At 75.2% G+C, this 12011-nt stretch carries 16 protein-coding genes; 9 read left to right on the top strand and 7 right to left on the bottom strand.

All coding sequences use genetic code 11. The features are described from left to right. Window positions 1-66 precede the first annotated feature (66 nt). Window positions 67-510 (bottom strand): hypothetical protein, encoded by a 444-nt coding sequence (locus H9657_RS13640; RefSeq protein ID WP_191783971.1) that lies wholly within the window; start codon window positions 508-510, stop codon window positions 67-69. 62 nt (window positions 511-572) lie between these two features. After that, window positions 573-926, bottom strand: coding sequence for a nuclear transport factor 2 family protein (locus H9657_RS13635; protein ID WP_191783970.1), 354 nt, complete (start codon window positions 924-926; stop codon window positions 573-575). A gap of 78 nt (window positions 927-1004) precedes the next feature. Between H9657_RS13635 and H9657_RS13630 the strand changes: the two genes are divergently transcribed. After that, on the top strand, window positions 1005-1802 hold the full coding sequence (locus tag H9657_RS13630) for a MerR family transcriptional regulator (protein WP_191783969.1): 798 nt from the start codon (window positions 1005-1007) through the stop codon (window positions 1800-1802). Between the two features lie 11 nt (window positions 1803-1813). Here H9657_RS13630 and H9657_RS13625 read toward each other — a convergent pair whose 3' ends face one another. Then, on the bottom strand, window positions 1814-3358 hold the full coding sequence (locus H9657_RS13625; RefSeq protein ID WP_191783968.1) for a CYTH and CHAD domain-containing protein: 1545 nt from the start codon (window positions 3356-3358) through the stop codon (window positions 1814-1816). 112 nt (window positions 3359-3470) lie between these two features. Between H9657_RS13625 and H9657_RS13620 the strand changes: the two genes are divergently transcribed. Genes H9657_RS13620 through H9657_RS13605 form a run of 4 tightly spaced genes read left to right on the top strand, consistent with a single transcriptional unit; the run spans window position 3471 to window position 6104 of the window. Beyond that, the gene (locus H9657_RS13620; protein ID WP_191783967.1) at window positions 3471-4049 is read left to right on the top strand and encodes a winged helix-turn-helix domain-containing protein; all 579 of its coding nucleotides are present in this window, start codon (window positions 3471-3473) and stop codon (window positions 4047-4049) included. Further along, window positions 4046-4837 carry an SRPBCC family protein gene (locus H9657_RS13615; RefSeq protein WP_191783966.1) on the top strand — a complete coding sequence of 264 codons (792 nt, stop codon included), beginning with the start codon at window positions 4046-4048 and terminating at the stop codon, window positions 4835-4837. The genes H9657_RS13620 and H9657_RS13615 overlap by 4 nt, the downstream gene beginning before the upstream one ends. 50 nt (window positions 4838-4887) lie before the next feature. Beyond that, a complete protein-coding gene (locus H9657_RS13610) occupies window positions 4888-5565 on the top strand; it encodes a MarR family transcriptional regulator (protein ID WP_191783965.1) in 678 nt (225 codons plus the stop codon). Further along, entirely contained in the window at window positions 5562-6104 is a 543-nt protein-coding gene (locus H9657_RS13605) for a DUF6036 family nucleotidyltransferase (protein WP_191783964.1), read from the top strand. The genes H9657_RS13610 and H9657_RS13605 overlap by 4 nt, the downstream gene beginning before the upstream one ends. 12 nt (window positions 6105-6116) lie before the next feature. Here H9657_RS13605 and H9657_RS13600 read toward each other — a convergent pair whose 3' ends face one another. The 4 genes from H9657_RS13600 to H9657_RS13585 form a co-directional block, all read right to left on the bottom strand. Continuing rightward, complete coding sequence (locus H9657_RS13600; protein WP_191783963.1) at window positions 6117-6542, bottom strand: pyridoxamine 5'-phosphate oxidase family protein; 426 nt, start codon at window positions 6540-6542, stop codon at window positions 6117-6119. Window positions 6543-6615: 73 nt separating this feature from the next. After that, entirely contained in the window at window positions 6616-7296 is a 681-nt protein-coding gene (locus H9657_RS13595) for a response regulator (protein WP_191783962.1), read from the bottom strand. Continuing rightward, window positions 7293-8594, bottom strand: a complete 1302-nt coding sequence (locus H9657_RS13590) for a sensor histidine kinase (protein WP_191783961.1) — start codon at window positions 8592-8594, stop codon at window positions 7293-7295. Before H9657_RS13590 ends, H9657_RS13595 begins: the two co-directional genes overlap by 4 nt. Before the next feature lie 5 nt (window positions 8595-8599). Next, on the bottom strand, window positions 8600-9511 hold the full coding sequence (locus H9657_RS13585) for a CPBP family intramembrane glutamic endopeptidase (RefSeq protein WP_318241496.1): 912 nt from the start codon (window positions 9509-9511) through the stop codon (window positions 8600-8602). Window positions 9512-9685: 174 nt separating this feature from the next. Here H9657_RS13585 and H9657_RS13580 point away from each other — a divergent pair, with 174 nt between their 5' ends. The 4 genes from H9657_RS13580 to H9657_RS13565 all read left to right on the top strand — a co-directional run bounded on the left by H9657_RS13580 (window position 9686) and on the right by H9657_RS13565 (window position 11978). Further along, window positions 9686-10105, top strand: coding sequence for a DUF1905 domain-containing protein (locus tag H9657_RS13580; RefSeq protein WP_191783959.1), 420 nt, complete (start codon window positions 9686-9688; stop codon window positions 10103-10105). Window positions 10106-10147: 42 nt separating this feature from the next. Continuing rightward, the gene (locus H9657_RS13575) at window positions 10148-10834 is read left to right on the top strand and encodes a histidine phosphatase family protein (RefSeq protein WP_318241495.1); all 687 of its coding nucleotides are present in this window, start codon (window positions 10148-10150) and stop codon (window positions 10832-10834) included. A gap of 63 nt (window positions 10835-10897) precedes the next feature. Continuing rightward, window positions 10898-11194, top strand: a complete 297-nt coding sequence (locus H9657_RS13570; RefSeq protein WP_191783958.1) for an antibiotic biosynthesis monooxygenase family protein — start codon at window positions 10898-10900, stop codon at window positions 11192-11194. 79 nt (window positions 11195-11273) lie between these two features. Then, entirely contained in the window at window positions 11274-11978 is a 705-nt protein-coding gene (locus H9657_RS13565; protein ID WP_191783957.1) for a nucleotidyltransferase domain-containing protein, read from the top strand. Window positions 11979-12011: the final 33 nt, after the last annotated feature.

Raw genomic sequence — 12011 nt, 5'->3', positions numbered from 1 at the left:
CCCCCCCCCCCCCCCCCCCCCCCCCCCCCCCCCCCCCCCCCCCCCCCCCCCCCGGAGGGGTGGGGGTCAGGCTGTGCGCAGGGCCAGGAGGAACTGGCCGCCGCCCGGCTCGACCTGGGTCGTCACGCTCAGGTCGGGGGCGAAGCGCGAGAGCCGGTCGACCAGCCAGTCGGCGGCCTGGTCGGCGTCCGCACGGCTCGGGCAGCGCGCCACGACCTCGCGGCCGCCCTTGCGGCGCAGACGCTCGACCGTCTCCGCGATGGGTGCGGGGTCGACCACGAAGAGGTCCGGCGACCACGCCACGACCGGCTTCACGGCGCCCTTGCGGGTGTTGCAGGCCCGGTGCGCGAGCCGCTCGGTGCCGCCGCCGCCCTTCTTGCCCTTGGCGACGACACCCGCGTCGACGCTGGGGCCGAGGTCGGAGTTCACCGACGCGTCCGGGTCGACCGGCTCGTCGCACAGCCAGCAGCGCCAGCCGTCCCGCTCACCGACGTCGTCGAGATTGCTCATGTGCGCACGGTAGCCGCCCGGGCCGGGCGGGCGGCGCCCCGACGACCTCGTGCGCGACGGGATCAGGCCACGGGTGCGATGACGAGCTCGGCGATCAGGTCGCCGTCGAGCGTGAAGCGGTGGTCCAGGTCGGCGACACCCCCCGGGAAGTCCCCCTCGAGCCGTTGCTGCGCGACCCAGCGGGCGTCGTCGACGCGCTCGGCGCCGCGGAGCTCGGTGGTGTAGGTGAACTCGCTCCCGGCGTTCGCGAGGAAGTCCCGGACCTCGTCGGTCCCGCGGTAGGTGACGCCGTCGTCGACGACGACCGGGGTCGCGGTGAAGTGGCGCAGGGCCGTGCCGGTGTCGCGAGCGCCGTGCGCGGTGAGGTAGGCGCGGATCGGGGCGGGCAGGTCGGTGATGTCGACGGGTGTGCTCATGCCCCGAGCCTGCGGCGTCCCGCCCCGGGAGGGTCAAGCGCTGGACCCTCCCCCCGGGGGAGGGTCCACGATGGCCTCGTGCTGGCCATCGGGGAGTTCTCGCGTCTGACCCACCTGAGCGTGCGCACGCTGCGCCGCTACCACGAGGCGGGCCTGCTGGAGCCGGCAGCCGTGGACGACGCGACGGGCTACCGGTCCTACAGCCCCGACCAGATCCCGGTCGCGCAGGTCGTGCACCGCCTGCGCGAGCTCGACGTCCCGCTGCCCGACGTGCGGCGCATCCTGCTCTCGGACGACCCGGCCCTGCGCGCGGGGCTCGTCACCGACCACCTGCGGCGCCTCGAGTCGGAGCTCGACCGCACGCGCGCCGCCGTCGCGTCCCTGCGCCGCCTGCTGGAGCCGGAGCCCGCACCGGTGGACGTCGAGCTGCGCGCCGTCCCGGCGACCACGGTCGCCGCCGTCGAGGACGAGGTGACGTCCGTCGACGTGCTGGGGTGGTACGCCGGGGCGATGGCCGAGCTCGACACCGTCGTCACCGCGCCGACCGGCGCCCCGGGCGGGCTGTTCGACGACGGGCTGTTCGAGGACGCGAGCGGGCACGCCCTGGTGTACCGGCCCACGGACCGGCCGACGACCGTCGGTCGCGTGCACCCGGTGACGCTGCCCGCCGTCGAGCTCGCCGTGACCACACACGTCGGCGCGCACGACGACATCGACGTCACCTACGGCCGGCTCGGCGCGTGGGTGGTGGCGAACACGCTGGCGGTGGCCGGACCCGTGCGCGAGGTGTACCTCGTCGGACCGCGTGACACCCCCGAACCGTCCGCCTGGCGCACGGAGATCGGGTGGCCGGTGTTCCGGGTCGCGTCCCCCTGACCGTCGGGTCCTCAGCGCAGCCGGCGGCGCAGGCGCTTGCTGCGCGCCTCGGCCCAGACGGTCGGCACCCGGCCCTCGGCCTCCCGGGCGCGCACCTCCTCCAGGGCGTGCAGACGACCGTAGGCGAAGGCGGCGGCCGGGTCGGTCGTTGCCTGGGCCAGCTCGCGCAGGTGGGCCCGCAGGACGACCGTGTCCTGGTACTCCCCGAGGGCCTCCTGCAGTCTCTCCATCGCCGCGGCGAAGGCGCGGGCGTCGGCGCCGAGCACGTCACCGGCGAGCTCGGCCGCGTACCGCGTGCGCTTGGCGGCCTTGCGTGCATCGTGCAGCAGCCGCGCGCGCCGCTGCGGCTCGCCGGCGGCCCTCGCCCGCTTCATGAGCCGACGCAGGTCGGCGTACTCGCGCGCGATCCCGCGGCGCAGCCGCTTGCCCGCGCGCCGATCACCGCGCTCCGTCGTGGGTGGGGCGGCCACGAGCTGCTCGAGGGCGTCGAGCAGGCGGTCGTACCGCGCGCCGTCGAGGGCGGTGAGCAGCGCCGTCCGGGCCGCGGCGTGCGCGGCGCGCAGGTCCGCGTCGGTCGACGCGGTCGCGCCCGCGGCGTCCGCCGCTTCCGCCGCGAGGACCTCGCTGACCCGCGCACGCAGGACGTCGGCGTCGCGGACCTCGCCCAGGACCCCCGCGAGCCACCTGAGCTCGGCCCGCAGCGGCGTGACGACGTCCGGGTCGAACGCCGCACGGAAGGTCGCCAGCGCGCTGCGCGACCTCCGGGTCGCCACGCGCATCTTGTGCACGCTGCCGGGCGCCCCCAGCCGGACCAGGAGGTCCTGGGCCCGGATCTGCTCGAGCTGGTCGGCCAGGTACGCGACGACCACGCTGCTGGTCGAGGCCCTCCTGGCGGTCGGACGCCGGCGCGACGCGCGCCCGTCGTGCGGGGGCGTGTCGACGTCCAGGACACGGGCGAGCTCGGAGGTGTCCGGCGCCTCGGCCAGACCGCGCTCGCGCAGCGCCCCGGCGACCGCCGCCAGCCGCTGGTCGTCCCCGTCCGGCGCGACGACCGCGACCTCGCGCCACGTGACCTGCGCGCCCGCCGCCTCGCCGGACCCCTCGACCGGCAGGATCGGGCGTGCGCTCACGCGGTCGTCCGCCAGCTCGAGGACCGCACGGTCCGTCGCGTCGAACACCCGGTGCACGGTGCGACCGGTCGTGACCCGGGCGACCGGGACCAGCGGGCGGCCACCCGTACGTGCCCGTACGAGCCGCTGCAGCTCGTCGGGCACGGCGCTGCCGGCACGCCCCGGCGGCCGACGGACCTGCGCGCCGCCGGGGGCGCCGCCCGGGACGGTCAGGAACCAGCCGCCGCCCCCGCCCCCGACGCGCCGGCGCAGGGTGATCCCGTGCCGCGCGAGGTCCAGGTCCGCCGTGTCGACGTACGTGGTGCGCAGCACCTGGCGCTGCGGCTCGCCGCCGAGCAACGGCACGGGGTCGTCCGGCGATCCTGCGAGCGTGGCCGGGCTCGGCAGCTCGTCGCCGTCGTCTGCGGAGAACGTCACCTCGGGCATGTCCCCGTCCTACCGGAGAACGCGCGCTCCGTCGCGGGGAGGGGACGGCCACCGGTCGGGAGCCCCCCGACAACCCTTGACAGTTATTGTTGTCAAGGAGCACCGTGGACCCATGAGGGACATCGAGGTCATCGAGGACCCGCACGCCGCCGCCACAGCGCTGGACCCCGTGCGGTCGCGGCTGCTGGGCGAGCTCGCGGTCCCGGCGTCCGCCGCGGGCCTCGCCGCCCGCGTCGGCATCACGCGCCAGAAGGTCAACTACCACCTGCGGGCGCTCGAGTCGCACGGCCTCGTCGAGCTCGCCGAGGAGCGCCGGCACGGCGGCCTCACCGAGCGCGTCCTGCGCGCGTCCGCCGCCTCCTACGTCGTGTCGCCCGCGGCCGTCAGCGCGTCCGCGGCCGAGCCCGACGCCGAGGCCGACCGGGAGTCCGCCCGCTACCTCGTCGCGCTGGCCGGACGGCTGGTCCGCGAGGTCGGCGCGCTCGCGCGGCGTGCCGGGACGTCGGGGCGGCGCCTGTCGACCCTGACCATCGACACGCAGATCGGGTTCCGGTCGGCCGCGGACCGCGCGGCCTTCGCCGACGACCTCACCGCGGCGGTGCTCGACCTGGCCGCGCGCTACCACCACGACGACGGGCGTCCGCACCGGCTCGTCGTCGCCGCCCACCCCGTACCCGAGGAGAGCCGATGAGCACCGCACCGCACGTCCCGTACCGCCTGCAGTTCAGCGTCGAGGTGCCCGGCACGCCCGAGCAGGTGTGGCACGCCGTGGCCACCGCGCAGGGCATGAGCGCGTGGTTCCTGCCCACCGAGATCGAGGAGCGCGAGGGCGGCCGCCTGCACTTCGCCATGGGCGAGGACATGGGCTCCGACGGCCACGTCACCGACTGGGAGCCGCCGCGCCGCCTCGTGTACGAGGAGGACTGGGCCGCCCTCATGGGCAAGGAGCCCGACGAGCTGAGCCCGATGACCTCGGAGTTCGTCGTCGAGGCACGCTCCGGCGGCACGTGCGTCGTCCACGTCACCACCAGCGGGTTCGGCACCGGCGCCGACTGGGAGCAGGAGTGGTGGCAGGACATGGGCACCGCCTGGAAGCCGTCGTTCGACGTCCTGCGCCTGTACCTCGCGCACTTCCCCGGTCAGCAGGCCACGCAGCTCGAGGTCAGCGCGTCGCACCCGGGTGACGCCGCTGCCATCTGGGCGACGCTGCGCGACGCGCTCGGGGTCGGCGACGAGGGCACGTCGGTCGACCTGCTCGGCGCGACCGGCACGGTCGAGCGCGTCGGCGAGCGCCGTGCGGTCGTCCGGCTGACGGCGCCCGTGCCGGGACTGCTCATGCTGTCCGCGTACGGCGACGGCGAGGGCACCGCGAGCGCGAGCGTCCACGGGCACCTCTTCTCGCCCGACGCGGCGGCGTACGTGCAGCAGCAGGAGCCCGCGTGGCGGGACCGACTCCAGGGGCTGACCGTCCGGACCTGAGGGGTCGCGCGGGGTCGTATCTCCCAGAATCCGGGAGATACGATCAGCGCATGAACGCCGCGGCGGCCCTGTTCCGCACGGACGTGCAGCGCGACGTCCTGCGGGACCTGGTGCTGTCCGCGAACGGCACCCGCACCGCCGCCGACCTCGCGCGGAGCAGCGGCCACCCGGCCTCGTCGGTCGCGCGTGAGGTCGCCCGGCTCGTGGACGCCGGCGTCGTGCGCACGACGCCGCGAGGCCGGCGCCGCATCCTGAGCGTCGACTACACCGACCCGTTCATGGCCGCTGTGCGCGACGCCTTCACGGCGGCGTCGACGGTGGCGGCCGAGGCGGAGCGCGACGTCCGTTGGTGGCTGACCATCCCGGAGGCGGCCGCACAGGTCCGCGACGCGCTGGCAGCCGAGGACGAGGCCTGGGCCGGCAGGGTCCTGTGCGACGCCGTCAACCAGATCCCGCTGGTCGGCGCGCTCGGTCGCCTCGACGAGATGCTCGCCCCGCCGGCCTCCACGGGCGACGCCCGCTGGGACGCCCTGCTCGCCGGGGCCGTGCGGTACCGGCTGCGGCTGCTCGACCACCCCGCACCGACGTGGACGCAGCGCGACCCGCTGCCCGCCTGGTGGTGGCCCAGCGGCCGTGGCGCGCGTGCCGTCATGGCGATGCAGAGCACGCCGCCGGAGCTCTCCCGCCTGGGCATCTGGTTCGACGCCCGCAACTTCACCACCGCATGAGCCCCGACCCGGCGCTCTCGCGCGAGGACGTCCACCGGCTGCTGACCGAGGTCGGCGCCTTCCTCCAGGTCCGCGGCTGGACGGCGACCGTCTACGTCGCGGGCGGCGCCGCGATGACCCTGCTCTTCGACGGCCGCGCGAGCACCCGCGACATCGACGCCGTGTTCCGCTCGGACCGCGGGCAGCTGACCGCTGCCGTCCGTGAGGTCGCCACGCGGCACGACCTGCCCTTCGAGTGGCTGAACGACCGCGTGGCCCCGCTCGTCCCGTCAGCCCCCGACACCCGCGCGACCGAGATCGTCCTGCCGGGCCTGCACGTCCTGGTCTCCTCCGAGCGCCACCTCCTTGCGATGAAGATGCTCGCCGGCCGCGACCGCGACGTCCCGGACCTGCGGCTGCTGTTCGCCCGCCTCGGGATCACGTCCCCGGCGCAGGCGGTCACGATGACCGAGGAGGTGTTCGGCACGACGTACCCGGTGGACCGACCGCCCGTGGACTACCTCGAGGCGCTCGCGGCGGACGTCCTGGACGGGATGTGACCTCAGGACGCGTCAGTACGCGTACCGGCTGACCGCCTCCGGGTGGAGCACGAGCCGCACCTGGTCCTCGGCGAGGATGCCCTCGAGGTCGCGCGCGCGGGTCGGGTCGGCCAGGTCCCAGTAGCGCGCGGCGAGGCGCGACGCCAGGTCGTGCGCGCCGTCGGTCTCGATCGTCACGTGCCCGGCCACCGACACCCAGTGCTCACGCTCGCCCACGGGCGCCGCGACGACGAGCGACGCCCGCGGGTCCTGGCGCAGGCGGCGCACCTTGAGGGTGTCGGGGCCCGTGAAGAGCTGGACGGTGCCGTCGTCCGTCAGCTCGAACCACACGGGACGGGGCTGGGCCGGGACGGGCCCGGCGGCGACGCTGAGGAAGCCGTGCAGCGGACGCCGCAGGAGCTCGACGTCCTCGGGGGTCAGGGTCGGGTCGGCGCTCATGACGGCTCCTCACGCGGTGCGGGTCGTTCCCGGGTCAACCGCAGGGACGCCCCGGGTCATCCCGGCCGTCCCCTCAGCGGACCGTGTCGACGATGCCGTTCTGGTACGCCCACACCACCGCCTGCAGGCGCGACTTCACGCCCAGCTTCGGCATCACGCGCGCCAGGTGCGACTTGACCGTCGAGACCTCGAGGAACAGCTCGCGCGCGATGTCCTCGTTCGACATGCCCTGCGCCAGCAGCAGCAGGATGTCGAGCTCGCGCGGGGTGAGCAGCTCGCTCGCGCGCGCGGCCGTCACGGGCTGCGTCCGGCGGCGCGTCACGACCTCGCGCAGGACGCGCCGGGTCAGCGCGTTGGCGAGCATGCCGTGCCCGGCGGCCACCGAGCGGACCGCCTCGACGAGGGTCTCCGGCTCGGCGTCCTTGAGCAGGAAGCCCGACGCGCCCGCCTCGAGCGCGCCGAACAGGTACTCGTCCACGTCGAACGTCGTCAGCACGAGCACCGGGATCGGGTCCTCGACGTCCGGGCCGCACAGCAGCCGCGTGGCGGTGATGCCGTCGGTGCCGGGCATGCGGATGTCCATGCACACGACGTCCGGGCGCAGCTCGCGCGCCAGCTCCACGGCGGCGCCGCCGTCCGCGGCCTGACCGACGACCTCGATGCCCGGCTCGGTCGCGAGCATCGTGGCCAGGCCCATGCGGACGAGCGGCTGGTCGTCCGCGACGATCACGCGGACGGTGGCGGTCTCGCTCATCGGTCCTGCCCTTCGCTCGTCGTCACGTCGCCCGTCGTCACGTCGCCCGGTCCCGGGTCGACCGCCGTCGGCACCGTCAGCCGCACCTGCCACCCGCCCTCGAGCGTCGGGCCGAACCGCAGGGTCGCACCGGTCAGCTCGGCACGCTCCTGCATCCCGACCAGACCGTAGCCGGGGTCGTGGCGCGCGGGCCCCTGCCCCTCGCGGCGCGGACCGTTGCGGACGACCACCTCGACGCGCCCCTCGTCCCCCGCGTCGAGCCGGACCTCGCACGGGGCACCGGGCGCGTGGCGCGCGGCGTTCGCGAGCGCCTCCTGCACGACGCGGTACGCCGCGAGCTGGGCCAGCGGGCCGACCGCACCGGTCGCCGCGAGCCCGCCCACGGGACCGGTCGTCGTGAGCGTGACCGGCAGCCCCGCCGCCTGCGCCCCGGCGACGAGGTCGCCGATCCCCGCCAGGGTCTCCATCCGCACGGGACCGCCGGGCTCCACGGGAGCGTCCACGTCGCGCAGCAGCACGACGAGGTGGCGCAGGTCCCGCAGCATCGCGGTGCTCTGCTCGCGCACCTGCGCGACGGCGACCTTGGCGCCCTCGGGGTCGACGTCGATCTGCCGGCCGATGGCACCGGTCATCACCGCGATCCCCGACAGGTGGTGCGCCGCGATGTCGTGCAGCTCGCGGGCCATCGCGGTGCGCTCCCGCTCGACGGCCACCTGCACCAGGGCGTCGCGCTCGCGGCCCTGGGCCGCGGCGGTACGGGCGAGCGCGTCGAGCGCGTCGCGCCGGGACCCGACGACGCTGGCCGCGACGAATGGCAGACCCACGGCCGCGGCACCCTGCAGAAGGCCGCCGACGACGACGCGCAAGCCGCTGCCGCCGTTGACCAGCCCCGCCCCGGCGAAACCGATGACGACCAGCGCTCCGGCACCCAGCAATGTCGGCCCGAGCATCCGCGGGGGCCGCGCCAGCACCACCCGGTAGACCGCGACCATCACCGCGACCAGCGCGACACCGAGCGCGTCCCCGAGCGTGACGAGCGCCGGCACGGCCGCGGCGACGGCCAGCAGCGCCGCCCGCGGGTGCCCGCCCCAGCGCGCCAGGGCGAGGGCCTGCAGCCCCAGCACCCCGGCCGACCACCACCACGCCGGGTCGTCGAACCCCGGCACACCGGCCGCCGTCGCGGGGTCACCGCTGCTCACGACGACCGACCCCGCGAGCAGCGCGATCGACACCGCCCAGCACACCGCCGGCACGACGTCCGTCGGCCGGCGGTGCTGCTGAGCGGAGAGCTCGGTCATCGTCGTCACGATAGAGGTGCCGCCGCGAGCGGACGGGTGCTCTCCACGTGGTGGGCGGAGTGCTCGTCGGCCGCCGGGTCGTAGCCCAGCTTCCCCCGGGTGGCCACCAGGGTGACGACCGCACCCACGCCCGCAGCCAGCAGCAGCGCCCGCTGGACGTTGTCGTAGTCGTCCCCGATGAGCGGGAACATGTCCGAGATGATCAGGCTGGCGTAGGTGTTGATGCTCACGTGCAGCAGCATCGCCATCGGCAGGCTCTGACCCGTCCGGTTGAACACCCAGGTCATGACGACGTTGAACAGGATGCAGAAGGCGACGAACGCCACCGGCCGGAGCACGTGGAGGCTCTCGACCTGGCCCCACTCGGTCAGGAACAGCGGAAGGTGCCAGACGCCCCACACGACGCCGATGCCGACGGACGCGGCGATCGCTCCGAAGCGGCGCTGCGCACGGGGGAGCGCGAAGTCGCGCCAGCCCGGCTCCTCGGCGAGGCCGGTCGTGAAGATCTGGAAGACGAGGAACGGCAGGTACTGGAGGAGCAGCTCCGTCGGCACGGCCTGGACCTGGCCGCCCCCGGCGACGAACGACGCCAGCAGCAGCGCGGCGGGGGTGCCGAGGAGGATGCCGACGTACCAGCGCCAGTTGACCTTCCACTTGGTGAGCCGCTTCAACCAGGCGCGCACACCGGGACGACCCTCGGTGACGGCGGTCACGAAGAACGCGGCACCGATGGGGCCGACGAACGCGCCCGGCAGCATCCCGAAGAGGACCCACCCGTCGTCACCGCCGGGCACCTGGATGTCCCAGATGCCGAGCCCGTAGGGCCCGAGGACCATCGGGAGCCACACGAGCCAGCTGGCGCCGACGGCCAGCACGACGAACGACAGGAGCGGGAAGCGCCGGACGACGTCCAGCACCCCTCCGCGCCGGGGTGATGCGGGTACCTGTTCCGTGACGGTGCTCATCGCAGTGCCTCTCGTCGAAGTCGTTGGTGACGTGACATGACGTTAGGAATCGGGCACCCCCGGCCGCGCCGGGCGGAGGGTGGAACACCGGTGGTTGCATCGAAGGATGCAGGCCATGCTCCAGACGTGGAGCTGCGGTTCGGTGGCGAGGTGGTGTGGTGGCGTGGGCCGTCGCCGTACCACTTCGTCGCGCTGCCGGACCCGCAGGCCGCACGGCTGCGCGTCGTCGCGTCGTGCGTGACCTACGGCTGGGGCTGCATCCCCGCGACCGTGACGCTGGGGGCGACGACGTTCCGGACGTCGATCTTCCCCAGGGACGGCGGCTTCATGGTCCCCGTCAAGGTCGCCGCACGCCGCGCCGAGGGGGTCGAGCTGGGCGACGACGTCACACTCGTGGTCCTCGTCGACGACCCGGACTCCCCCGACGTCGCCGAGGCCGTGACGCCGCCACCCCGGCGCGCCCCCGGGCACGACCCCGCGGACGACGACGACTACTTCGACCCGGCGACGGCGGGGACGGACGCCGACGGCAGTCCCGTCGTCTGAGGACCAGCGCCGGACCGTCGCGCGTCATGGCAGGTTGGGGTCGTGGACACCGCAGCCGCGCCCAGCCCGCCGCCCGTGCCCGGCGTCGTGCCCGCCCGTGAGCGCCGGGTCAGCGTCGTGACGCACCCCGAGGCCACGCACCACGTCGACGGCCTGGTCGGCGGGCAGTTCGACTCCGAGCTGACCGCACGCGGGGAGCGGCAGGCGGTGGCGATCGCGGCAGCGCTGCGTGAGCGGATCGACCCGTCGGCGAGGGTCGCGGTCGTGGCGTCCGACCTGCGCCGCACGGCTCGCACGGCGGAGGTCGTCGGTGCCGCTCTCGGCGTCGGTACGGCGCTCGACCCCCGTCTGCGGGAGATCTCCTACGGCGAGGCGGGCGGCCGCCCGCAGGCCTGGCTCGACGCGCGGTTCGTCCCACCGCCGGCCGTCGGTGACCGGCTCCGCCACCACCCGGGCGTGCCGGGCGCGGAGACGCGGCTCGACGTGGCGCTGCGGGTCTACCCGGCGATGACGGAGCTGCTCGCGCTGGACGTCGACGAGCTGGTCGTCGTGACGCACGGCTTCACGGCAGGCCTCGTGGTGGCCGCGTGGATCGGGATGCCGGTCGAGGCGGCCGGGCACGTCGCCTTCCCCGTGCCGTCCGGGAGCATCACGACGCTGCGCGAGGACGGCCGGTTCCACAACCGGGGCGTCGTCACCGTCGGGGACGTCGCGCACCTCGACGGCTGACACCGATCGATCGTCGTGCGGGCGGCGCAGCAGCGGCGACCTCCGGTCTGCCACCATCACCGCATGGTCCTCGAGCACGCGCTGCTGTCGGTCGTCCCCGGTCGTGAGACGGAGTTCGAGGAGGCCTTCTCGCGTGCACGGGCCGTCATCGCGAGCATGCCCGGCTTCGAGGGGCTGACGCTGTCGCGGTGCGTCGAGCGCCCCGGCACGTACCTGCTGCTCGTGACGTGGCGGTCGCTGGAGGACCACACCGTCGGGTTCCGGGGCTCGGACGGCTACCAGGAGTGGCGGGGCCTGCTGCACCACTTCTACGACCCGTTCCCGGTGGTCGAGCACTACGAGCAGGTGCTCACGGCCTGAGCGTCGGGCACGGGCGAGCCGGTCGACGGGCTGGCCGGGAGGCTGGTCGGGCGGCCGACGACGCCCTAGGGTCGCGTGCGTGGCACCGACCGGCGACGCACGCACCCTCGCCGAGGGGTTCGTGGCCGACCACTTCCCCGACGCCGTCGGCGTGGTGCTCGCGGGCAGCGGCGCCACGGGGACCGACACCCCGACGAGCGACCTGGACCTCGTGCTGCTGCTCCCGGCCTCGGCGTTCGCCGACGGGAGGACGAGCCTGGCGGCGACGTACGCGCACCACGGGCGGCTCGTCGAGGTGTTCGCCTACACGCCACAGTCCTACCGGGTGTGGGCCGAGCAGGAGGCCGCAGCGCACCGGCCCGTCGTCCTGGCCATGCTCGCCGAGGGCGTCGTGCTGCGCGACGGGCCAGTCGTGGCTGGGCTGCGGGAGTGGGCCCGCGACGTGCTGGCCTCCGGACCCGTGGTCGGGACCGCCGCGCTCGACCTGCGCCGGTACCGGGTCAGCGGCCTGCTCGACGACCTGGCCGATGCCGCGGACCCGGGTGAGCGCGCGGTGCTCCTCGCCGGCGCCTACACCGCGCTGGCCGAGCTGCTCCTGCTCGCCCACGGCCGGTGGCTCGGGCACGGCAAGTGGCTGCTGCGCCACCTGCGGGCGTGGGACGTCCGCGCCGCCGACGCCCTGACGGACGCGTTCGTGGCCGCCGACGTCGCGGCCTTCGTCCGCGTCGCCGACGACCGGCTCGCGCCGCTGGGCGGACGGCTCCAGGCAGGCATGGTCCGCTGAGGTGGACGCGGGGGGGCCCCCCCCCCCCCCCCC

The sequence above is a fragment of the Cellulomonas avistercoris genome (assembly GCF_014836445.1).
GTDB lineage: Bacteria > Actinomycetota > Actinomycetes > Actinomycetales > Cellulomonadaceae > Cellulomonas > Cellulomonas avistercoris.
Note: the sequence above shows the minus strand (reverse complement) of the source record. Positions and strands in the feature narration are given on the sequence as shown.